The organism is Flavobacterium sp. SH_e, assembly GCF_025717045.1.
In the GTDB taxonomy this organism is placed as follows: Bacteria; Bacteroidota; Bacteroidia; order Flavobacteriales; family Flavobacteriaceae; genus Flavobacterium.
Genome location: NZ_JAOVZN010000002.1, coordinates 238,145 through 262,622, shown reverse-complemented (window position 1 = coordinate 262,622; position 24,478 = coordinate 238,145). Strand labels below are relative to the sequence as shown.

21 protein-coding genes are annotated in these 24,478 nt (G+C 32.1%); 9 read left to right on the top strand and 12 right to left on the bottom strand.

Translation table 11 applies throughout. The features are described 5' to 3' along the window. Positions 1-3: 3 nt before the first annotated feature. Together OD917_RS04165 and OD917_RS04160 are read right to left on the bottom strand one after the other, a co-directional pair. Positions 4-876, bottom strand: coding sequence for a M48 family metalloprotease (locus OD917_RS04165; RefSeq protein WP_263522274.1), 873 nt, complete (start codon positions 874-876; stop codon positions 4-6). A 194-nt stretch (positions 877-1,070) separates the two neighbouring features. Beyond that, positions 1,071-1,937 (bottom strand): M48 family metalloprotease, encoded by an 867-nt coding sequence (locus tag OD917_RS04160; RefSeq protein ID WP_263522273.1) that lies wholly within the window; start codon positions 1,935-1,937, stop codon positions 1,071-1,073. Positions 1,938-2,236: 299 nt separating this feature from the next. Between OD917_RS04160 and lipA the strand changes: the two genes are divergently transcribed. The 3 genes from lipA (at position 2,237) to OD917_RS04145 (ending at position 6,376) form a co-directional block, all read left to right on the top strand. Next, complete coding sequence (gene lipA / locus OD917_RS04155; protein WP_263522272.1) at positions 2,237-3,103, top strand: lipoyl synthase; 867 nt, start codon at positions 2,237-2,239, stop codon at positions 3,101-3,103. Positions 3,104-3,179: 76 nt separating this feature from the next. Continuing rightward, entirely contained in the window at positions 3,180-4,178 is a 999-nt protein-coding gene (gene gap / locus OD917_RS04150; protein ID WP_263522271.1) for a type I glyceraldehyde-3-phosphate dehydrogenase, read from the top strand. 26 nt (positions 4,179-4,204) lie between these two features. Continuing rightward, positions 4,205-6,376, top strand: a complete 2,172-nt coding sequence (locus tag OD917_RS04145) for an ATP-binding protein (protein ID WP_263522270.1) — start codon at positions 4,205-4,207, stop codon at positions 6,374-6,376. 38 nt (positions 6,377-6,414) lie between these two features. On the opposite strand, the gene lpxK is transcribed toward OD917_RS04145, so the two are convergent. After that, complete coding sequence (gene lpxK / locus OD917_RS04140; protein WP_263522269.1) at positions 6,415-7,428, bottom strand: tetraacyldisaccharide 4'-kinase; 1,014 nt, start codon at positions 7,426-7,428, stop codon at positions 6,415-6,417. Positions 7,429-7,648: 220 nt separating this feature from the next. On the opposite strand from lpxK, the gene OD917_RS04135 reads away from it, so the two are divergent. The 6 genes from OD917_RS04135 to rluF all read left to right on the top strand — a co-directional run bounded on the left by OD917_RS04135 (position 7,649) and on the right by rluF (position 14,639). Beyond that, complete coding sequence (locus OD917_RS04135; RefSeq protein WP_263522268.1) at positions 7,649-10,135, top strand: erythromycin esterase family protein; 2,487 nt, start codon at positions 7,649-7,651, stop codon at positions 10,133-10,135. A 127-nt stretch (positions 10,136-10,262) separates the two neighbouring features. Continuing rightward, complete coding sequence (locus tag OD917_RS04130) at positions 10,263-11,357, top strand: Nif3-like dinuclear metal center hexameric protein (RefSeq protein WP_263522267.1); 1,095 nt, start codon at positions 10,263-10,265, stop codon at positions 11,355-11,357. 3 nt (positions 11,358-11,360) lie between these two features. Continuing rightward, positions 11,361-12,140, top strand: a complete 780-nt coding sequence (locus OD917_RS04125; protein ID WP_091496387.1) for a zinc ribbon domain-containing protein — start codon at positions 11,361-11,363, stop codon at positions 12,138-12,140. A 185-nt stretch (positions 12,141-12,325) separates the two neighbouring features. After that, positions 12,326-13,183 carry an alpha/beta fold hydrolase gene (locus OD917_RS04120; protein WP_263522266.1) on the top strand — a complete coding sequence of 286 codons (858 nt, stop codon included), beginning with the start codon at positions 12,326-12,328 and terminating at the stop codon, positions 13,181-13,183. Positions 13,184-13,261: 78 nt separating this feature from the next. Next, complete coding sequence (locus OD917_RS04115; RefSeq protein ID WP_263522265.1) at positions 13,262-13,606, top strand: antibiotic biosynthesis monooxygenase family protein; 345 nt, start codon at positions 13,262-13,264, stop codon at positions 13,604-13,606. Positions 13,607-13,808: 202 nt separating this feature from the next. Further along, positions 13,809-14,639 carry a 23S rRNA pseudouridine(2604) synthase RluF gene (gene rluF / locus OD917_RS04110; RefSeq protein ID WP_263522264.1) on the top strand — a complete coding sequence of 277 codons (831 nt, stop codon included), beginning with the start codon at positions 13,809-13,811 and terminating at the stop codon, positions 14,637-14,639. A 54-nt stretch (positions 14,640-14,693) separates the two neighbouring features. Here rluF and OD917_RS04105 read toward each other — a convergent pair whose 3' ends face one another. The 9 genes from OD917_RS04105 to ffh all read right to left on the bottom strand — a co-directional run bounded on the left by OD917_RS04105 (position 14,694) and on the right by ffh (position 24,212). Then, on the bottom strand, positions 14,694-15,440 hold the full coding sequence (locus tag OD917_RS04105; protein WP_263522262.1) for a LytR/AlgR family response regulator transcription factor: 747 nt from the start codon (positions 15,438-15,440) through the stop codon (positions 14,694-14,696). Next, a complete protein-coding gene (locus OD917_RS04100; RefSeq protein WP_263522261.1) occupies positions 15,433-17,085 on the bottom strand; it encodes a tetratricopeptide repeat-containing sensor histidine kinase in 1,653 nt (550 codons plus the stop codon). The genes OD917_RS04105 and OD917_RS04100 overlap by 8 nt, the downstream gene beginning before the upstream one ends. 168 nt (positions 17,086-17,253) lie before the next feature. Continuing rightward, a complete protein-coding gene (locus OD917_RS04095) occupies positions 17,254-17,733 on the bottom strand; it encodes a hypothetical protein (protein ID WP_263522260.1) in 480 nt (159 codons plus the stop codon). Positions 17,734-17,985: 252 nt separating this feature from the next. Further along, positions 17,986-19,374, bottom strand: coding sequence for a DUF4173 domain-containing protein (locus OD917_RS04090; RefSeq protein ID WP_263522259.1), 1,389 nt, complete (start codon positions 19,372-19,374; stop codon positions 17,986-17,988). A 60-nt stretch (positions 19,375-19,434) separates the two neighbouring features. After that, positions 19,435-19,725, bottom strand: a complete 291-nt coding sequence (locus OD917_RS04085; RefSeq protein WP_263522258.1) for a winged helix-turn-helix domain-containing protein — start codon at positions 19,723-19,725, stop codon at positions 19,435-19,437. Between the two features lie 4 nt (positions 19,726-19,729). Further along, complete coding sequence (locus OD917_RS04080) at positions 19,730-20,344, bottom strand: hypothetical protein (RefSeq protein WP_263522257.1); 615 nt, start codon at positions 20,342-20,344, stop codon at positions 19,730-19,732. Positions 20,345-20,670: 326 nt separating this feature from the next. Beyond that, entirely contained in the window at positions 20,671-21,597 is a 927-nt protein-coding gene (locus OD917_RS04075; RefSeq protein ID WP_263522256.1) for a magnesium transporter CorA family protein, read from the bottom strand. A gap of 221 nt (positions 21,598-21,818) precedes the next feature. Continuing rightward, on the bottom strand, positions 21,819-22,706 hold the full coding sequence (locus OD917_RS04070) for a bifunctional 5,10-methylenetetrahydrofolate dehydrogenase/5,10-methenyltetrahydrofolate cyclohydrolase (protein ID WP_263522255.1): 888 nt from the start codon (positions 22,704-22,706) through the stop codon (positions 21,819-21,821). A gap of 141 nt (positions 22,707-22,847) precedes the next feature. Then, complete coding sequence (ffh, locus tag OD917_RS04065; protein ID WP_111285640.1) at positions 22,848-24,212, bottom strand: signal recognition particle protein; 1,365 nt, start codon at positions 24,210-24,212, stop codon at positions 22,848-22,850. Positions 24,213-24,478 lie beyond the last annotated feature (266 nt).

Genomic DNA, 24,478 nt, shown 5'->3' with positions numbered 1-24,478 from the left:
CCACTATTTCTTTTTGGTAGTTGTTTTTTTCTTTGTTGTTGTAGCCTTTTTAGTTGTAGTTACAGGAACTGTATTTACAATTTTCTGCTGAACATATGGCTTATATAAACCGTCTTTTTCTGCTCTTGCTTTTGCATCATCAGCTCTCTTTTTAGAATCTGGATGCGAGCTCATCATTTGATCAATAAATGAAGCTTCAGATCCTTCGCTCATTTTTGCTAAAATTCTAAAAGCAGATTCTTCAGCGTTCACATTATAACCATTTTTCTTCATGAAATTATACGCAAATAAATCTGCCTCCGATTCTTGTTTACGGCTATATTTGCTGTCAATAATAGCACTTCCAATTTTTCCAAGCTGGCTATCTGTGACTGTGGCCACTGTCGCCGATTGAGAAGCCGCTCCATCCATTAATGCTTCTTTTTGGTAAGCCGCACGAATAGCATCTCTTGAGTCATTATTTGCAACGTGTCCAATTTCATGACCAATTACTGCAATTAATTCATTGTCATCCATGATATCCATTAATCCTGAATAAACACGAACACTTCCGTCTGCAGTTGCAAAAGCATTTACTTCTTTCAGCTTATATACTTTATAGTTTAAAGTAAATCCGTCTCCTGATGCATGTTTTCCAAAAACTCGATTTAATCTCAAAGTATAACCATCATTAGGTCCAGCAACTTCGTGTTCTGCATCTAATTTATCTACCGCTTCTTTAGATAATTTTGCCGCATCGGCATTACTAAAAGTAAAACCAGTAACCCCTTTCTGAACTGCGCCAATTGCTTTATCTCCAAAATTAATCTGTGCAGTCATTTTAGTTAGACCAAATGCTGTAAATAAAAGTCCTACTATTATAAATTTCTTTTTCATGTTTTTTATAATTACGATTTAACAACAAATGTAGCATAACAAAATGCTATTTTAATTTCACACAAAACTTGTTTTTCAACAAATAAAGATATAAATTTTTAGTGAGTTATATAATTACCTCATAAAGAAAACATTGCGTAAAAAAACCGATAGATTCTAAGGAATCTATCGGTTATATATTTATTGCAAAAAGGCTATTTCTTTTTTGTTGCAGTCGTTGTCTTTTTAACAGTGGATGTAGTTGCTTTTACTGGTGCAGTATTTACAATTTGCTGTTGTACATAAGGTTTATATAAACCATCTTTTGTTGCTCTTTTTTTAGCTTCATCTGCTCTTTTACCTGGATCAGGATGATTACTCTCCATTCTAGAAATAAAAGACTTGTCTGATCCTTCACTCAATTTTTGCAGAATTCTAAAAGATGACTCTACAGCATTAACATCATAACCATTTCTTTTCATAAAATCATATGCAAATAAATCAGCCTTTGATTCTTGTTTTTTAGTATGACTATTATCGATGAATCTACTTCCAAATTTCCCAAAGTCAGTTTTTGAAATCTCATTAATCATTTGTGATTTTGATGAAGCCACATGCAACAAAGCTTCTTTTTTGTACAATGCCTTAATCCCATTTTTGGAATCGTGATTTACAACATGTCCAATTTCATGTCCAATAACTGCAAGCAATTCATTATCATCCATCATATCCATTAAACCTGCAAATACACGAACACTTCCATCCGCACAAGCAAAAGCATTTATGTCTTTTACCAAATAAACCTTATAATTCAAATTGACTCCTTCGCTAGAAGAATGCTTTCCAAATAAGCGATTTAATCGAATTGCATAACCATTCGTTGCTTCAGCAACTGGATTATTTGCATCCATTTCAGCAATCGCATTTTGAGCCATCGCTACTGCATCGGCATCGCTAAAAGTTAATCCAATCATAGTTTTATCAAAAAGCGACATTTCTTTTTTTTCTGAATCTTCCTGCGCACTCATTTTAGTAAGACCTAAAGCCGCAAACAAAACTCCTATTACAATTTTCTTCTTCATTTTTTTAAACTTTTGATTAGATGCAAAATTAGAATCACAAGAAATTCTATTTTATCTCTAAAAGCCAAATTTATAACAGATTAAGACTGAACTTTTATATTCCATAAAAATCAGAATGGGCATTAAAATATTAAATACAAACTAAAAAAATGACCTCAAAATATATTTAAAAAACAATCTATTAACACTTGAACTAAATTATCTTGAATATTTTCTGCAAACATGATATGCAAAGGAAAAGCAAATAAACATCTCTAAATAAACTACATTCCGTATCTTTGCGCTTTGAATATAGATATATGGAAACAGTCGCTGAAAATATACCTGCCACAAAACCAAAGTGGTTAAAAGTAAAATTACCTATCGGACAAAAATATACTGAACTTAGAGGTTTAGTAGACAAATACAGTTTAAATACCATTTGTACTTCTGGAAGCTGCCCTAATATGGGTGAATGTTGGGGAGAAGGAACAGCGACTTTTATGATTCTAGGAAATGTCTGCACACGTTCTTGCGGATTCTGCGGTGTAAAAACGGGAAGACCAGAAACAGTAGATTGGGACGAACCAGAAAAAGTAGCTCGTTCTATTAAAATAATGAATATTAAACATGCTGTAATTACAAGCGTTGACAGAGATGATATTAAAGATGGAGGTTCTATCATTTGGATGGAAACCGTTAGAGCTATCCGAAGAATGAATCCTCAAACTACTCTTGAAACTTTGATTCCAGATTTTCAAGGAATTGAAAGAAACTTAGATCGTATTATAGAGGCAAATCCAGAAGTGGTTTCGCATAACATGGAAACGGTACGTCGTCTAACGCGTGAAGTTCGTATTCAGGCAAAATATGACAGAAGTTTAGAAGTGCTTCGTTATTTAAAAGAAAAAGGCATTAATAGAACTAAATCTGGAATTATGCTAGGTCTTGGAGAAACTGAAGAAGAGGTTTTCCAGACCATGACTGACTTACGAAATGCAAATGTAGATGTCGTAACTATTGGCCAATATTTGCAACCAAGCAAAAAACATCTTCCTGTAAAAGAATTTATTACGCCTGAACAATTTGCCCGATATGAAAAATTCGGTCTTGATTTAGGTTTCAGACACGTCGAGAGCGGACCTCTTGTTCGTTCTTCATACAAAGCACAAAAACATATTTTATAGTAAAAGTTTAATCGTTTAATCTGTTTAATTGTAAAACCGATTAAACGATTAGACAGTTAAACGAATAAACAAAAAATTGAAAACAAGAATTGCCATTAATGGATTTGGAAGAATTGGAAGAAATTTGTTCCGTTTACTTTTAAATCACCCTGAAATCGAAGTCGTTGCTATAAATGACATTGCTGACAATAAGACCATGTCTCATTTAATTAAATATGACAGTATACATGGTGTTTTGCCTTTTGAAGTAAGTCATGACGAAAATAGTATTATTGTAGATGGAAGGCATTTTTTCTTTTTTCACGAAAAAAGTATTTCAAATATAGATTGGAAATCGCATTCGATTGATATTGTAATCGAATCTACGGGCAAATATAAAACGCACGAAGAATTAAATGCGCATTTAGATGCCGGAGCAAAAAAAGTAATTCTTTCTGCTCCATCAGAAGTAGAAACAATAAAAACAGTGGTTCTTGGAGTTAATGAAAATATTTTGAATGGAGACGAAACAATAGTATCTAATGCAAGTTGTACAACAAATAATGCTGCTCCGATGATCAAAATCATTGAAGAATTATGCGGAATTGAACAGGCTTACATTACAACTATACATTCTTTCACCACAGATCAAAGTCTTCATGACCAGCCTCATAAGGATTTACGCCGTGCGAGAGGTGCCAGCCAATCAATTGTTCCAACAACAACTGGTGCAGCTAAGGCTTTAACAAAAATTTTTCCTAAATTGCACAACAAAATGGGTGGCTGTGGCATTCGTGTTCCAGTTCCTGATGGTTCATTAACAGATATTACCTTCAATGTAAAGCGTGCCGTGAACATTGAAGAAATAAACAAAGCATTCAAACAAGCCTCAAAAACAAATTTAAAAGGAATATTAGATTACACAGAAGATCCGATCGTTTCGGTAGATGTAATTGGCAACACACATTCTTGTTTATTTGATGCTCAGCTAACTTCGGTTATCGATAAAATGGTAAAAGTAGTGGGCTGGTATGACAACGAGATTGGCTATTCATCAAGATTGATCGATTTAATTTTACTAATAAGAAAAAAATAAGGTTCATTGTAAATGCATTGCCATACATGAAATACTGTCTTTTTATTGTTGTTTGTTTTTTTAACTCGTTTTTGTATTCTCAAGTCAAAAAGAATACAGATAGTGTTACCTATTACAATAAACTGGCTAACACCAACCTTAACAATAAAAAATACGATCAGGCTGTTTTTTTTACTCAAAAATCCATCAATTTTTGCGAGGTAAACGGTAAAAAAGAAAACTTAGCCAATCAAACTTTCAAACTCGGTAAAATCTTTTATAATCAGCAAAAGTTTGAAGACGCTTTAAAAAAATTCCACAAAACGGTTTCTTTATTTGATACGCTTAAGCCAAGCTGCACTAAAGTTTTGGCCCTCCATTATATTGGATTATCTAATACTTCTAAAGGCGACTATAAAACCGCGGCGGTTTATTACGCAAAAGCACAAGATTTATTAAAAGATCTTAAAATTGAAGATCACGCTGATGTTTTAGATTATCAAATCGCATTGGCTTTAAAAACCAATAAAGATCTTATTCAAGCAGCAAAGACTTTTAGAAAAATCACGAAAAAGCCAGATAATGACGAAATCTTAAAAACGAAAGTTGATTCGTACTATCAGCTTGGTTTGATTGAAACGCAGCTAAAAAGAAACGATTCGGCCATTATTTACTTTGATAGAGCTTTAGATTATAATGCAAAAAGCAATGATTTTATAAAGAAATCTAAGATTGTTTTGGCAATAAGCCAGTATTATAGAAAAAACAAAAACTATGATCTGGCATACTCTTATTTAGACGAACACTATCAGCTGGAGAATTATCTTTTAAAATTAAAAAATGCAAAAATTGATTTGGACGAATTTGAGAAATTTAAGAAAAACCAATCTTTAAACAATACTATTAAAAAAGAAAGCGAGGAAAAATTTCAGCTAAAAACGTATCGTTATTCAAAATTGGTCAGCATTTTGGCAATTGCTTTAATCTCGATTTTATCTCTTCTGAGTTTGGCTTTATACAAAAACAATATCATTAGAAATCAAAACAATTTACTGCTTCGAGAAAAAAATAAAGAGTTGATTTTGGCCAAAAACAAAGCTGAAAAAGCATCAAAAGCCAGATCTGAATTTCTTTCGACTGTAAGTCATGAATTGCGAACTCCTTTGAATGCAATTAACGGAATTACACATATCTTACTAGAAGACAACCCAAAGAAAAGACAATTAAAATACTTAGAATCTTTAAAGTTTTCTGGGAATTATTTAACCACTTTTATCAATGAAATTTTAGAGATCAATAAAATTGATTCGACTAAAGTTGAAGTAGAAAATATCAGTTTTAATTTGAAAGAGCTTCTTTTTAATATTCAAAGTTCTTTAAAAGAGTTAGCTACAGCTAATAAGAACTATTTCAATTTAGAAATAGACAAATCAATTCCAGATAATCTGATTGGAGATCCAACTAAACTGTCTCAGATCATTTTGAATTTGATTAACAATGCTTTAAAATTTACTCAGAACGGACACGTAAATGTTATTGCCAAATTATATTCGCAAGAAGATGATACAGCGACTGTTTATTTTGAAATCGTAGATACAGGAATAGGAATTCCAGAAGATAAGCTTCAAACTGTTTTTGAAAGTTTTTCGCAAGGTTCTATCGAAGTTAACCGAAAATATGGAGGAACTGGTCTTGGTCTTACTATTGTTAAAAAACTAATCGAACTTTTAGGAGGCGAAATAAAACTAAAAAGTGAAGTAGGTAAAGGTTCGACGTTTACCTTCAAATTAAATTTCAAAATTAATAATGAACCTTTGGAAGCAATTGAAGAAGTAAAACCTTATAACGACAAACAATTGAAAAACAAGTCTATTTTATTGATTGAAGACAACAAAATCAATCAAATGATTACTCGCAAGATGTTAGAAAATAAAAACATTACTTGCGAGATTGTTGACAATGGAGAAGATGCTGTTGAGCTTCTAAAAATCAAACGTTTTGATATGATTCTGATGGATGTTCACCTTCCTGGAATCAATGGAACTACGGCAACCAAATTAATTAGAGAGTTTGACAAGACGACTCCTGTTATCGCCTTGACCGCTATTTCGCTTGACGAAAACCGAGATATGCTTCTTTCTTTTGGAATGGATGACGTTATTACTAAACCTTTCGTTCCAGACGAATTCTACAGCACTATTGCTAAGTATTTTGATTAAAAAGATTTTCTGAGATGCTGAGATTCGATTCTAAGCTTCTAAATCTTCTTTACATATTCTAAAATCGTAGCATCAAAATTTTGCTGATGATTAATAAAAGAACTTTTTATTGGCAGATAATAGAGCTGAGAAACCAATTTCGAATCTTTTAATCTCACGTAATCTTTTTCGGTTGTAATTATTTTTCTTCCGTTTGCTTTATTTTGAATTGCATCTAAATCTGCATCAGAAAAATGATGATGGTCAGGAAAAGTTAAACATTCATCGTTTTCATTTTTTAAATAATCAAAAAAAGGTTTTGGTTTTGCAATTCCCGCCAAGAGTAATTTAGGCTCCTCTTTGATTTCGATAACTGCAATTTTTTGATGCTTACTGCAAATAAAAATATCGTAATCAATAAATGTAAAAAAGACTTGCTGCGAACAGCTTAACTTTAGCTTTAAGCGAATTTCGGCTTGTTCTCCTTCAGATAAAATCTTAGGACATTTTGTAACGATTACGATATTGGCTCTTTCTGCCCCGCTCCTACTTTCTCTTAAATTTCCTGTTGGAAGCATAAAATCATCTGAATACAAATCGCCGTAAGAAGTCAGTAAAATGTAGAAACCTGCTTTTACTTTTCTGTGCTGATAAGCGTCATCCAGCAAAATAATTTCTGGTTTTTCGTTTTGAGAAAGCAATTGCTGAATTCCGTTTGTGCGATTGGCATCAACCGCAACCATTACATTTGGAAATTTTTGATAAAACTGAAAAGGTTCATCTCCCAAAATTTCAGCATTCGAATTGTCGTCAGCCAAAATAAAACCTTCTGACTTTCTTTTATAACCACGGCTCAAAGTTGCCACTTTATATTTATCAGATAATAAACGGATCAAATATTCGATTTGAGGCGTTTTTCCAGTTCCGCCAACACTTAGATTTCCAACCGCAATTACTGGAAGATCAAATGAAGTCGATTTTAAAATTTCTTTATCAAAAAGAAAATTACGGATCGAAGTTATGAATCCGTATAAAACAGCGAATGGGAAAAGTATTTTTCGAAGTATGTTCATTTTACGAAAGTATAATTTTTTATACTATTATTAGAAATTATAAAAATATAAAAATTGATAAAATTGCACACAAAGCAACTTTTAGTTACCTATAAAAATTAGAAAGAAATATCAGAAAAAAATCTAAAAACAATAAATTATTACACTACTTTTAGAACGATTTTTCCTTAAACAATTTAAAATCTAATCAAGAGAATTCTGATTAGAAAACTAATAGATCATGAAATTTTATTTTACGCTATTTTGTGTTTTACTTTTAAATTTAACTTTTTCACAAAATATAATATCGGGCAAATATTGCAAAATCGAAAATAATGACTATTCGTTTTTAGATACCATTCTTAAAAATAAAAAAATCGTTTTATTGGGAGAACAATCTCATGGTGACGGAGCTACTTTTGATGAAAAAGTGAATATCATAAAATATCTGCACGAAAAGCAGAAATACAATGCTATCGCTTTCGAAAGTGGAATGTATGATCAGTATAAAGCGTTTCAAGAATATTCGAAAAAAAAGACTGCAATCGAGGTTTTCGACCAAAGTATTCTAGATATATGGTCTGATAGCAAAGCATTTCAAAATTTACTTCTTTATATTGAAGAACGCGCCAAACAAAAAGACACTATAAAAATCTTAGGATTTGATAGCCAGGAAGGAATTCTTTTTTCGAATCATTTTATGAATGATTTAACTGATTTGATCAAAAACAGAAAAATTAATATTGCTAAAAACAGTTTGACAAGAATAGAAAAAGCCTTTGTTTTTAGAGACTTGGAAAGTATTGCCAACAGCAGAAAAGATTCTACCGATTTGTATCAAGATTTTAATATTCTGGTAAACGCTCTCAAAGAAATACAAAATCCGACTTTCCATGAAAAAATGCTGAAACAGGTCATCAATAGTAAAATTTCTGATGTCAATTTTGAGGTCATGCAATTGCAAAACCAAAAAGTTGCGGTTCAAAATCCGAGAGACAAGCAAATGTCAAAAAATTTGATTTTCTTATCCGAAATGTATCCAAATGAAAAAATGATTTGCTGGGGAGCTTCTTATCATTTTTCCAAAAATATCGACCAAACAGAATTTACTGAAGTAACTGAAAATTATTTGCAAAAGCAGTCAGACATGGAGCTTAAAATCACTGGTTTTACAGATTATACTCCTGGCGAAGGAGCAAAACTTCTTGAAGGAGCATTACCAATGGGCGGTCTTTTAAAAACTTATTTTAAAGATGAAGTTTATAGTATTGCATTTTCCTCTTACGAAGGATTGTATGGACGTGTAGATGGCAAAACTCTTCCAATTCTTACTCCTCCTGAAAATAGCATCGAACAACAAAATTCAAATAAAGGTTATAAAAAAGTGTTTTTCGAATTTGACAAGAAAGAAACTAATGGTTATTACTGCTCTGCATTAGGAAACATACCAATAAAAGCAAAATGGAATACTATTTTTGATGGTCTTTTTTTCATTAAAAAATCATATCAGCCTGAAACAAGATTATTTGAAAAAGAAAATTATGTACAAGCTCAAAACGATGCATTTGTCATAAATGGAAAAATAAACGATTTTAAAAATCATAAAATAATCGCAAATGCTGACGTCTCAATACAACAAACAAACAAAAATATTCTGGCAAATAAAGAAGGGGAATTTTCGATTCTAATAGATAAACCTAATTTTAATAACAAAATCATTGTATCGGCTTTTGGATATATTTCGGACACGATTTCAATTAAAAATCTTGTTGATACGAATAAACATTTTGTAAAAATAAAACTAAGACCATTTCATTTTCAAACTATTAATTTAAATGAAGTTGTAGTAAGTTCGACCTCAAAACCATTATCTGCAGAAGAAATAGTAGCAAAAGCTCAGATTAATATTGAACTCAATTACGATCAGAACCCGTACAATCAAACATTCTTTTTTAGCAATAAAGTAATTAAAAACAATGAAGTTATTTCTCATGACGAATCAATTATAGCAACCTATAATTCAACAGGAATGAAAGGTGTCAATAATCCTGAAGAAAAAATATTTGGAGAAATACAGCAAACCCGCGAGATTATTAAAAATACTTCGAAAAACAAACTCGGCAGCATGGCTACTTTTGCTTTTCTGTTTGATCGTGATCTTATTCTAAGCAAAGCCAATGTACTTTATAAACCCGCTTCTTATACGTTAAAAAAAGAAGGCATTGTCCCTTACAACGACCAGAAAGTCTACAAAATAAGCTTCCAAAACAATGAGCCTGGTGCATATTCTACAGGTTATGGTTATCCTGCACCAAAAAAATCCTCTGGAGTTTTATATATCGACACGCAAACATTTGCTGTATTAAAGTATGAACATTGTGTTACCAGAGAACCATTTGAATTAAAAAATCAGGTTGGTAAAACTGCACAAATGAATCATAAAATCACAATAACGTATAAACTATCAGATGGAAAATATTTTATTAATTATCTCAATGTAATAGACAAATCGATTATCACTTCAACAGCTGATAATTCCTTTTTATACGACACCTATAATGTCAACAATCTAATGTCTACAGAAGTAAAAACGATAAATACTGAAAAACTCAATCGAGCGCTTTTAAAAATTGGCTTAAATAATTCAGTTCCCGAAAATTTAGATTTTTGGAAAAATAACAGTTTTATCCTGCCTGATGAAAAAATCATTTTCGATTTATGTTATTAACTGAAAATCATTTAAAACTAAAATTCACCAGAAATCTCAATTAGTAAAAGTCACATTATTTCTTTGATTGTAATAGTTTAGAATTTGGATTACTTTTGTTGTTCACCTTAAACCTTTTAAAATACGAATGAAAATTAAAGAAATAATAGCGGTTCTTGAAGAAATGTCTCCTTTGGCTTACGCCGAAGATTTTGACAACGTTGGACTTTTAGTTGGCAATTCGGAAACCGAAAGCACAGGAATTTTAGTTTGCCACGATGCCTTAGAAAATGTAATTGATGAAGCAATTGCTAAAAACTGCAATTTGGTAGTTTGTTTTCACCCGATATTATTTTCTGGAATTAAAAAAATTACAGGCAAAAATTATGTTGAACGCGCTATTTTAAAAGCAATCAAAAATGACATTGCTATTTATGCCGTTCATACGGCGCTTGATAATCATTCGCAAGGCGTGAATAAAATTTTCTGTGATGCTTTAGGATTGACAAATACCAAAGTTTTGATTCCGAAACAAAACTTCATTCAAAAATTAGTCACTTTTACCGTTCCAGATAATGCCGATAAAGTTCGAAATGCCTTATTTGAAGCAGGCGCAGGAAAAATTGGCAACTATGACAATTGCAGTTTTAACACTCAAGGCTTTTTTACTTTTCAAGGAAACGAAGACAGCAATCCAGTAATTGGAGAAAAAGGAAAACTGCACACAGGTGAAGAAATCAAAATCGAAGTAGTTTTTGAAAAACACTTGCAATCACGAATTTTAAAAGCGCTTTTTGCCAATCATATTTACGAAGAAGTAGCTTACGAAATTTATAATCTTGAAAATTCGCATCAAAATATTGGTTTGGGAATGATTGGTGAATTTGAAACTGAAATGGATGAAAAAGAATTTCTTCACTTCGTAAAAGACAAAATGATTGCTGATGGAATTCGTCATTCTGCTTTTTTAGGCAAAAAAATAAAAAAAGTGGCAGTTTTGGGCGGTTCAGGAAGTTTTGCTATAAAAAATGCAATTCAGGCTGGAGCCGATGCTTTTTTGACAGCCGATTTAAAATATCATCAATTTTATGAAGCCGAAAACAAGTTACTTTTGGCGGATATTGGTCATTTTGAGAGTGAACGCTATACAAAAAACTATATTGTTGATTATCTTCGAAAAAAAATTCTTAATTTTGCGATCATTTTATCGGAAGAAAATACAAATCCAGTTAAGTACTTATAAAATATGACGAATACGAAAGAATTAAGTGTTGAGGACAAGTTAAGAGCAATATATGATTTACAGCTTATTGACTCTAGAATTGACGAAATCAGAAACGTTAGAGGAGAACTTCCTTTAGAGGTTGAAGATTTAGAAGATGAAGTTGCAGGTTTAAGCACTCGTTCAGAAAAACTGAAAGGTGAACTTGAAGTGATTGAGGAGCAAATCAAAGCAAAAAAAATTGCTATTGAGGAGCATAAAGAAGTGATCAAAAAGTACACAAAACAACAAGAATCAGTACGTAACAACAGAGAATTTAATTCTTTGACAAAAGAAGTTGAATTTCAAGAATTAGAAATTCAATTGGCTGAAAAGCAAATCAAAGAAATGAAAGCTTCTATCGAGCACAAAAAAGAAGTTATTTCTAATTTAAAAGAAAAACTTGATGCAAAAAGCTCTCATTTAAAACATAAAAAATCTGAATTAGACGCTATTATGGCTGAAACTCAGAAAGAAGAAACTTTCTTAACTGAGAAATCTGCTGAATACGCTGCACAAATCGAAGACAGATTATTAGCTGCTTATAACAGAATCAGAAGCAGTGTTCGTAACGGATTAGCTGTAGTTTCTATCGAAAGAGGAGCTTCTGCTGGATCTTTCTTCACAATTCCACCACAAACTCAGGTAGAAATTGCTTCAAGAAAGAAAATCATCACTGATGAGCACTCTGGAAGAATTTTAGTTGATACTCAATTAGCTGAAGAAGAAAAAGAAAAAATGGAACAATTGTTCGCAAAATTCTAAATATCAAGTCCCGATTTAATCGGGACTTTTTTTTTGCGTTTAATTTTTGCCACAGATTAAAAAGATTATTTTTATTTCGGAGTTGAATGAATTAATCTGCGCTAATCTTTTTAATCTGTGGCAAAATATTTTTCAGCAAGTTTAAAATCATATTTTTTACCTTTACAAGAATAAAAATTTAAGTTTTGAAAATTAAAAAAGGAATTCGTTTTATCACATTAAAATCAGTTGGAACTTATATAAACTTCTTGAGTTATGTTCGTCCACAAAAAGCGATGGAACTTTCGTATGCACTTTTTAGCCAGCCACGAGTTGGCCGATTAAAAAAAGAAGAACTTCCAAAAGTTTTACGACATACAGAAACAGAAACATTTCATCATAACGAACATCATTTTCAAACTTACATTTGGAAAGGAAATGAAACCAAAATTCTACTAGTTCACGGTTGGGAAAGCAATGCTTCTCGCTGGAAAAAGACTTTACCGCATCTTCAGAAGTCAGGAAGTACAATTATAGCAATTGATGCACCTGCGCACGGGCAAAGCAGTGGAAAAGAATTTAATGTTCCGCTTTATGCCGAATTCATCAATAAAGCTGTAGAAAAATATCAGCCTGAAATTATAATTGGACATTCTATTGGTGGCGCAGCTTGTGTTTATCATCAATATTTATTTCCGAATACGAGCATCAATAAAATGGTGATTTTGGGCGCTCCTTCAGATTTAAAAACTTTGATTGACAATTACATTTCGATGTTGAGTTTGAACAGAAAAATGCTTCCTCTTCTAGAAAATAAATTCATAAATCGTTTCAATTTTAAATTAGAAGATTTTTCAGGGCAAAAATTTGCATCTAAATTTACTATTCCTGGATTTATTGCTCACGATACTTCTGATAAAATTGTGGCTTTCGCCGAAGGGCAAAAAATAGCCAGCAATTGGAAAAACAGTCAATTTATAGAAACCAGCGGTTTAGGCCACGGCATGCATGATGACGAATTGTATGATAAAGTGATTGAGTTTCTTTTTGAAGGTACAAAGTAACAGAGGTTCAAAGGCCCAAAGTTTTTCCAAAAATCTAAAATTTGTCCCGAAGCTTCGGGACTAAAATCTAAAATTAAAATGATCGCTGTAATTTTTGAAGTCATTCCGAACGAAGGAAAAAAAGAAGAATATCTAGATATCGCTGCAAATCTAAAACCCGAATTAAGCCATATTGATGGTTTTATTTCTATAGAAAGATTTCAGAGTTTAGCTGATTCTGGAAAAATTTTGTCTTTATCTTTTTGGAGAGATGAAGAGAGTATTCAGCAATGGAGAAATCTAGAAATGCATCGTCATGCGCAAGCAAAAGGACGAAATGAAGTTTTTAAAGATTATCATTTAAGAATTGCAACTGTTGTTCGTGACTACGGAATGTTTGACAGAAAAGAAACTCCGGAAGATAGCCGTGAGTTTCATCAATAAATAGGTTAAAAGGCTCTTTTGAGTTTTGTCCTTTCGACCGAAGGGAGAAATCACACTCGTAATTCGACAAAGATTGGCGATATACTTTGCGAAACTTTTAGTGTGATTTCTCCCTTCGGTCGAAATGACAAGATTGTGAAAAATCTAAGAAGTCTAAAATCTAAAATTCTAAGAAGTCTAAACTTTTAGCTACTTTTGCAGTATGGAAGAAAATTTAAAACGTCTTAATAAATTTATTGGAGAAACGGGATATTGTTCCCGTCGTGAAGCCGATAAATTAATTGAAGAAGGACGCGTAACAATAAATGGTGCGGTGGCGGAAATGGGAACTAAAGTTTCGCCAAATGATGAAGTGCGCATTGATGGTAAATTGATCGTTGAGAAAAACGAAAAAATGATTTATCTGGCATTCAATAAACCTGTTGGAATTGAATGTACGACCAACTTAGAAGTTAAAAATAACATTGTTGATTATATCAATTATCCAAAACGTATTTTCCCAATTGGAAGGTTAGATAAAGCCAGTGAAGGATTGATTTTTATGACCAACGATGGTGATATTGTGAATAAGATTCTTCGTGCGAGAAACAACCACGAAAAAGAATATACCGTTACAGTAAACAAACCAATTACAGATCGTTTTATTCAGAGAATGGGAAATGGTGTTCCGATTTTGGATACGGTTACAAAAAAGTGTAAAGTAGAACAAATTAGCAAATACACTTTTAAAATCATTCTAACGCAGGGATTAAACCGCCAAATTAGAAGAATGTCTGAATACTTAGGTTACGAAGTTACAGCGCTTAAACGTATCCGAATTATCAATATTTCGTTAGATGTTCCTGTTGGCCGTTATAGAGAATTGACTGATGCTGAAATAAAAGAATTAAATCAGTTAATTGAGCCTTCTAGTAAAACTGAAGAAGCAAGTCTTCCTAAAGTTGAAAGTTCGGCTTCAACTTCAGCTCCAACAAGAAGAAAAGCATTTATTTCAAAACATGATCCTCGATTTAAAAAAAGAGGAGATAATTAAAAAAGGGCGCTAAAAAATATTTAGCGCCCTTTTTACTTTCTATAAAAGCTTATTTTATTTCAATACGGTAAATTTACCAATCACGTCTTTATATTTCTCGCTAAGCGTTACATGGTGATTTCCTTTTAAAACAATCAAATTATCGCTCAAAACTATTTCTAAAATTTTATTAGAATTTACAATAAAATTACGGTGTGTTCTAACAAATTGCAACGGATCTAAGAGTTCTAAGATTTTGGTCAGCGAAATAAGAATTACAAATTTTTCAGTTTCGGTAATAATATTGCAATAACGATCTTCTACTTCGATATATAAAATATCTTCTATACAAACCTTTTTTAATGCTTTCTTCTTCTTGATAAAAAGCGAATCGTTACTAACTACAGTATTTTGATCTTCGCTATGAAAAACATTTAACTGCTGGTAGAATTTTTCCACAGCCATTTCCATTGCATAAAGAATTTCGAGTTCATTAAAAGGCTTCATTAAAAAGCTGAAAGGTTTGGTAAGTTTAGCTCTTTCAAAAATCTGACGATCTTTTGAATTGGTTAAAAACACAAACGGTTTTACACTGTTTGGAACAATGTTTATGGTTTCTGCAAAAGTAATTCCGTCAGGCTTTCCGTCTAGAAAGACATCAATAACTACTATATCCACCACATTATTATAAAACAATGCAAGTGCTTCATTGTACGTCGTTGCAATTCCGACAATATTATAATTATTATCTGTAAGTACCTTTACGAGCGCATCGCTTTCTGAAACGGTATCTTCAATAATCAGTACGTTTATATTATCCATGATTTTTAAACTTTTGTAATGCAATGATAATTTTTGTTCCCACGTTTTCTTTGCTTTCTATCTCCAAGCTTCCACCGTTCTTGTAAATCATACTTTTACACAACTGCAATCCAAGACCGGTTCCTATTATGTCATCATTCTCTTTTTTAGAAAGCAGTATAGTATCTTTCAGCAAATCATTTATCGTATTTTCGCTCATTCCTACGCCAGTATCTTCGATTACCAAATAACAATATTCTTCTGTAGAAGTTCTGGTATAAATACTTATCAAACCATTCTCCTTTGAGAATTTAATTGCATTATCTAGAAAATTTCTAATAATGATTTTAAGCGAATCTGTATCTGCGAATACATATTCTGATTTTGCTACTTCATTTTTAAAACCGATATTCTTACTCAACATCAACGGTTTATAATTGTATTCCACATGCTGAACTATCGAAGCCAAGTGAAGGCATTCTTTAAAAAAGTAAGATTGTTTGGTTTGTAATAAAGCCCAATTCAACAAATTATCCAGTAAATTATAAGTGCTGTTTGCTATTGTACTATTAGTGTGCAACAAAGTATCCAATTCTGTAAAATTTTTACTTTCAAGATTTTCTATTAGCTTTCCGTTACTGGTTTTTAAAGCATTTACAGACGATCTTAGATCATGACTTACAATAGAAAACAATTTATCTTTTGTAGCATTTAACTCATCTAGTTCGTTTTTCTGTTTTAAAATAATTTTATTCTTTTTAATTTTTTGTCTGTAAAAATAAATCCCCGTTCCAAATAAAATCAGCAGTAAAATCGAAGAAGCTAAAAATCCATTTCGCTCTGCGGCTTTGATTTCATTTTCGGCTTCAAGAATATCTACTTCTTTTTGTTTTTGTTTGATTGCGAACTTTTTTTCAAGATCTGCAATTGCCCAAACTTTATTTTGATCGTTTAATGAGTCTTTCCATTTTTCATATTCTTTTCTGTAGTTCAATGCCAACGGAAAATTTTTCCTATTTTCCTCCACTACAGCCATATTTAAAGTTGCATTTTGCTTTAATTCTAATGATTTTGCTTTCTGCGAAAGGTGATATGCTTTTTCAAAATAAGGAATTGCCTGACTATCTTTATATTGCTGATAATACAAAGTTGCAATATCCATATAAGAGCCAATTAAAAGCAGTGTGTCTTTTTCTATTTCTTGCCGTTTTGCACTTTTAAACAAATATTCTTCAGCTTTCTCATAATTTTCAAGATGCAAATAACATAAGCCAATATTATGCAGAACTGTAGTGAATTTTATGTCATAAAGCTGTTTGTTGGTTAACTTTTCAGTTTCATGAAAATACTGTAAAGCAAGTTTAAAATTATTTTTGCTTAAAGCGATTTCGCCCAATTTCATTTTAACTTTATACGAAAATGGAAAACCACTTGATATTTGATTTAATTCCTTTTTAGATTCATCTAATAGTTTCTTTTCTTTAAAGCTTATTGCTCTAAAATAATGACAGTAATCTAAGATTTCTTTGTTTCGAGATTCGTTTATTTCTTTCATCGAATAAACCAAAGTAGAATCCCAATTATTTTGAAGAAAGAAGTTCTGTGCCTTATAGAAATTAGTATTTTCTTTAAATTTCTGAGCCTTTAGTTTAATTGCCGTGCTCATCAAATTCTCTTTTTGGAGGTGTGTTTGAGAAAAAACAAATAAGGAAAATAACAATAGCGAAGTAGTCAATACTCTATTTATCATTACACTTTTTTACATTGCATTATACTGATAAAAATTCATAAGTGCTGTAAAATCAAATTACAGCACTTTTTTTTGATTAAGTAATTAACCTGACTGTACATTAGTTACTGTTCCTCTAGAAGCAACAGGATCTACATCCCAAAGAAAAGTCTGTATTTGTTTAATATTTGAAAGTCCGCCGATAAAATTATCCGCATCTGCCGTAAAAATTATTTCATAAATCACTAAATCTTCCGATAATTCTTCGGGCATATCATATACTATAAAAAATTGCAACTGAGGGTTTCCATCAAGATCAACAAAAGTGTTTTGAAATATACTATAATCTAGCACTTCATTTATGACTTTTGTATGATCAACATAGACGACTGCATTTATAGAAAGAACATTTTTTTTTGCATCATAATAAGCTTCCACGTAAGGTGATAGAATGTCGACTGATTTCTTTTTTTTAAATCCGACACGACCAATAGCAGCGGCTTCTTCTGGAGGAGTTATATCTACTCCGGGGGGATTAATGAGTTGGATTTCCTTTTTGGGGGATTTTAAAGTAGTTGTTTCCATGATTTTATTTGTTTAAGGACATTAATAAAATTGTTTTTGGATAAAAAATTGCTCTCAACCGATTGAAATCAATAAAAAAGCAATCATTTTTTTACAAATCAAATATATAAATATTTTCTTAATAAGTGATTAATAGAACTCGACAAATAACCTAAAAATCAGACAAATAACATCTATCATGTGTTTTTCAAAAAAAAACAAAAAAATCTCATCATTTCTGATGAGATTTCAAAATATAAAGCTTTTCTTAATTTATTCTTTTTTGTCTATAAATTCATAATATAAAGCTTTAGACAAAAAGTTTGCATTTTGATAATTAGATATCAATTCTTCCCTTACTGCTTCTGAATATTTTCCATTTAAGTTATTTTTTTCGAAATACTCACGACGTGCATCATCATTAAAATTCAATCCGCTTAAGAAAACAGGCTCTACTCCCTTATTAACTGAAATATTATAGTTCGTTATAAGATTTCCCCAGTTCACATAACTGCACAAAAGTATTGTTGCATAGAAATACCAAACCATCTGATTGAAAAGAAAAGCGTTTGTTTTCTGTTTGCTTATTTTTTGAAATGAAATAACTAATCCGATAATGGCTAAAATTAGAAAAGCATACACTCCTAGCCTTTTATAAGTTAGACCATAAAATGAAACATATTCTGAGTTTTTGATAATGGCACTTATAATCAAAACTACATTTAAAACTAACCAAACTTTTGCTAGTTTTTTTAGAGAAGAAGCTTCTTCATCAAAATTAAAACCTCCTTTAAAGTAAAACATAATTACTCCAACTGCCATTAAGATTGAAAAAATTACAGCGTTTACACGTTCATGCGTATCTGAACTTAGATTTGCTTTTTCTACAACCTCAAAAAACTGCTCATAATTATAAGTTCCAATAAAAACTAATAGCATAATATTTAAAAGAAACAGTGTGATTACACCACTTTTTCTTTCGAAGTCTAAATCTAAAAATGAAAAAGTACTTTGATTTTTTACTTCAGAAATATTCGTAAAATTATTACTCAATCTCGGATTATATTCATAACAAACCTCTGGAACCCAATAATTCCAGAAGCTAAATGAAATATAAAATCCTAAAATGCTCATTGCAATTAGTTGTGGCAGATTAATATCGAATTCATAATCTGTAAATAATGACGAAAAATGATCACTTCCGAAAGAATAAACGATAAAAAACAATCCAAGAAAAATAACCGGAATAAGAACAAAAGCTACCAATTTTTTAGCAAAATCATTATGAATTTTTCGTTCTGGAAGCCATTGCTTAAAAATAAATACTCGTCCTAAAGAAGTGATTCCATTTAAGAATATTAAAGGAAAAACTTGTATGATTTTGAGTTCGCCGTCTTGTGTTTTGAATTGTAAAATTAGAATTGACAATGCCAAGGCAAAAAACGATGCTGCATCTCCATACCACGCAAAAGCGAAACAAGACAAAATAGAAGTCATTACGAGAACTAAATGTGATCGGTCTACAAACTTCTCCTGAAAGAAATAACTAATTAAAAGCGTCAGCAAAACGCCAAAAATAGAAATATTGATTCCAACAGATTCGTTGTAAAAAAGCAGTATAAAAACCGCTGTGCAGGCTAAGATAATTTGATGTTTTTTCATGATTGACAGATTTAAAAGTACTTTGTAATTCAAAGTTTTTAGATAAAAAAATAGAGTTATTTATGATTTCATTAATTTTTCAAGGTACGATAGGTGTTCTTTAAAAGCTGCACGCCCCAAATTGGTTACTTGATAAGAGGTTTTTGGCTTTTTGCCCACGAATTCTTTTTTTACTTCAATATATCCGGCTTTCTCAAGTGCAGAGGAATGACTCGCTAAATTACCATCGGTGATATTCAAAAGCGTTTTCATCTCGGTAAAATCTACCCAGTCGTTAACCATCAGAACGGACATAATACCCAATCTGACACGGCTTTCAAAATCTTTATTTAGTTTATCAATAATTCCCATTGGGTTATTTGTATTTTTTGAACATCACTAATCCGTATGCGATATGTAGAATTCCAAATCCTAAAATCCAGAAAATCAAACCATATCCTATATAAAAAAGCGAAATACATCCTAAAATCAGTTCCGAAAAACCAAGATATTTTACATCAGAAAATGTATATTTTTCAGCATTTATAACAGCAAGTCCGTAAAAAATTAATGTTGAAGGCGCTACTAAACCAAAGTGTCCATGATACATTAATGCCAGACAAAATATTCCGCCAGTTACAAGCGGTACTGCCAGATTGAACAGCATTTTTTTTGTTGCTGAAGTCCAAATTGGCAAATTGTATTTTCGGCTTTTTCTAACTGTAAAAAATGTACCGAATAACAACGCAAAAACCATAATTGTAACTCCGATCCAGAATAATTCTGAAACCAGATTGGTCGAATATAATCTATGCTCATCTTTTAAATAATCCATTCCATTTGCTTTGAACAACTGGTAAACATAGATTCCGCCAATTAAAGCCGAAAGTCCAGCGAAGACTCCCGAAAGTCCGCTTAATGATATAAATCTTGAAGAGCGCTCCATCATGGAACGAATATGTGCTAAATCTTCTTGGTGCTTTTGATTCATAATTAAAGTACTTTGCGGTACAAAGTTATTATTTATTTTGAATTGACAATAAAAAAATGATTTTATTTTTAATATTTCGCCCTTTGGGGCTTAAATGGGTGTACTTATACGTTTCTATAAATATTTCATCCCTCTGGGATTCTTCAAACTTTTTTAAAAGCGAAACTTTCTTATGAAAATGATTGCGTGAGGGATAGAAGCAAGCTACCGAAGTAGCGCGGATAGCCCGACCGTACCGAGATAAGAAGGNNCCTTCTTATCTCGGTACGGTCACGCCCAAATTATTAAACGAAAAAGCCCATTCTAACGAACAGGCTTTTCTTATTTTAGAACCATCTTCTGCGTTTGAATAAAAACACGCCAAAAGAGGATAGAATAATTGAAATTAAAAGTAAAATCCAGATTCCGTATTTGCTTTCTTCCAGACCGTTTGGTACGTTCATTCCGTACAAACTGGCAATTAATGTCGGGATCATTAAAATGATGGAAATCGAAGTCATCTGCTTCATAATATTGTTCATATTATTTGAGATTACAGATGCGTATGCGTCCATCATTCCGGTTAAGATGTTGTTGTAAATGTTGGCCGTATCTTGTGCCTGATTTAACTCGATTTCGACATCTTCCAGTAATTCTGGATCATAACTGGCTTTGTGCGCTTTTAGATTTTTAATTCTTTGAAATAAAACATCATTTGCTTTTAAAGAAGTGATGAAGAATACAAAACATTTTTCGATTTGAAGCAAGGCCTGCAATTCTTCATTTTTGATTGATTTCTCTAAATTATCTTCTGCCAGTTTTATTTTATGATTGATTTGTTTTAGATATTTCAAATACCAAACGCTTGAAGACAAAAGTAACCTCAACACTAAATTAAAATTATCTTCTATTTCAATGTTTTTGCGCTGCGAATAAGCCACAAAATCTTTTATGATTTCTGTTTTATAAAAACTGATGGTAACGCAGATATCATCTTTAAAAATGATTCCGAGAGGAACGGTATGAAAAGGAATTTTGATATCGCCACTTTTTATAGGAATTCGCATAATAATCAAGGTCCATCCGTCTTCGATTTCGATACGAGGTCTTTCGTCGATATCTTCGATATCATTGTAAAAAGCTTCAGGAATCTGAAGTTCTTCTAATAAGTAATTTTTATCTGATTCTGTTGGAGATTCGATGTGAATCCAGCAATTTGAAGTCCATTTTTGGATTTCTACTAATCCGTTTTTGTTTGTGTAAAAGGCTTTCATTTCAAAATACAGGTTTTTAACGCAGCATTTTGAAATTTCAAAAGCTGCTTAATTTAATACTAACGAATAATAATAATCGTCCATTTGGAGAAGTGTGTTTTTTTAAGTGGTGCAAAAGTATCCTTTATTTTTAAGAACCGAAACTTTAAACTATTAATTATATATTAAAAACAACAAAACCCGTTCGTTTGAACGGGTTTTGAATATTTTTCAGGAAGAAATTATTGATTTCTTGCGCTTCTCATTTTTCTTGCTAAAAGCGTATTTTTAAGTAACATTGCAATTGTCATTGGTCCTACTCCACCCGGAACAGGCGTAATGAACGATGCTTTTTTACTTACTCCGTCAAAATCAACGTCACCTTTGATCACATATCCTTTTGCGTTTGATGCATCTTCTACACGCGTAATTCCAACGTCGATAACCGTTACTCCTTCTTTTACCATATCTGCTTTTAAGAATTCTGGAACTCCTAAAGCTGTAATAATGATATCTGCATTTTTAGTAAATTCCGCTAAATCTTTAGTACGGCTGTGCGTTAATGTAACCGTAGAATCTCCCGGATTTCCTTTACGGCTCATTAAAATACTCATCGGACGTCCAACGATGTGGCTTCTTCCAATCACTACTGTATGTTTTCCTGATGTTTCAACTTTGTAACGCTCTAATAATTCCATAATCCCGAATGGAGTTGCTGGAATAAAACTTTCCATCTCCAAAGCCATTCTTCCAAAGTTTGTTGGGTGGAATCCGTCAACGTCTTTATCAGGATCGATTGCTAATAAAATCTTCTGCTCATCGATATGTTTTGGCAAAGGCAACTGAACGATATATCCGTCAAGGTTATCATCTTCGTTCAATTCTTTAATCTTAGCCAATAATTCGTCTTCTGTAATGGTTTCTGGTAAAGCAACTAAAGTTGAATCAAATCCAATTTCTTGGCATGATTTTACTTTACTTCCTACGTAAGTTAAACTTGCTCCGTTATTACCCACTAAAACTGCTGCTAAATGAGGCACTTTTCCTCCAGCTGCTTTTATAGATTGAACTTCGGCTGCAATTTCGTTTTTAATGTCGTTAGATGTTTTTTTACCGTCTAGTAGCTGCATTGTTTTTGTTTCAGGTTTAAAGTTTTTTTTGTTTCATGTTTCATGTTTCAAGTTGAAAACGAAACTCAATTTATTTATTGAAAAAAGTTTCAAACTTCTGTTTCATAACTTGAAACCTGAAACTTGAAACTTTTAATTTTATTATCTCGGCATTCCTCCTGGCATACCACCCGGCATCCCTTTCATACCTCCCATCATTTTCATCAGATTTTTTCCGCCTGGGCCTTGCATCATCTTCATCATCTTGCTCATTTGGTCAAACTGCTTCATCAGCTGATTTACCTGCTCGACTTTAGTTCCCGAACCTTTTGCGATTCTGGCTTTTCTTTTTACGTCGATAATCGCTGGTTTGCTTCTTTCTCCAGGGGTCATCGAATAAATGATCGCTTCGATATGTTTGAAAGCATCATCTTCGATTTCTACATCTTTCATGGCTTTTGAAGCTCCTGGTATCATTCCAACCAAGTCCTTCATATTACCCATTTTTTTCACTTGCTGAATTTGCGTTAAGAAATCGTCAAAACCGAATTCGTTTTTCGCGATTTTCTTTTGAAGTTTTCTTGCTTCTTCTTCGTCAAATTGTTCTTGAGCTCTTTCAACAAGAGACACAACGTCTCCCATTCCTAAGATACGCTCTGCCATACGTTCTGGATAGAAAACGTCAATTGCTTCCATTTTTTCTCCAGTACCAACAAATTTTATTGGTTTGTTTACAATCGATTTAATCGAAAGCGCTGCTCCACCACGAGTATCACCATCTAATTTCGTTAAGATAACTCCATCAAAATTCAAGATATCGTTGAAAGCTTTTGCTGTATTTACAGCATCTTGTCCTGTCATAGAGTCTACAACGAACAATGTTTCTTGTGGTTGAATTGCTTTATGAACACGTGCAATTTCATCCATCATTTCCTGATCTACTGCTAAACGCCCTGCTGTATCGACGATAACAACATTAAATCCGTTTGCTTTTGCATGTTTAATTGCGTTTTGAGCAATTTCTACAGGATTTTTATTTTCTGGTTCTGAGTAAACCTCAACACCTATTTGGTCTCCAACAACATGAAGCTGATTAATCGCCGCTGGACGGTAGATATCACATGCTACAAGAAGTGGTTTTTTATTTTTCTTCGTTTTTAAGAAGTTTGCTAATTTTCCTGAGAAAGTTGTTTTACCAGAACCTTGAAGTCCTGACATCAAAATAACTGTTGGATTTCCTGAAAGGTTCACACCAGCAACATCTCCACCCATTAATTCTGTCAACTCATCTTTTACCAGTTTTACTAATAATTGTCCTGGCTGTAATGTTGTAAGTACGTCCTGACCAATTGCTTTGTCTTTTACTCTAGCAGTAAAATCTTTAGCAATTTTAAAGTTAACATCGGCATCAAGCAACGCACGACGAACTTCTTTTAAGGTATCGGCTACGTTTACTTCTGTAATTTTACCGTGTCCTTTTAATATATGGAACGCTTTATCTAACTTATCACTTAAATTATCAAACATACTATTTTCTTTATTTGAAGTGCAAAGATAATCTAATTAGATATTTCAGGCAATTTATTTTTTAAGGTTCAAAGTGGCAAAGTAACAAAGGCGCAAAGTTTTTTCTTTGTTGCTAATTACACCGATTTCACTGACTATTTCTCTTGCAGATTTAGCAGATGATTCAGATTTCTATTTTAAATAATAAAAATTTAAATCTGCTAAAATCTGCAGAATCTGCGTGAAATAAATCTTTTTAATCCTTTTAATCAGTGGCTATAAAAAAG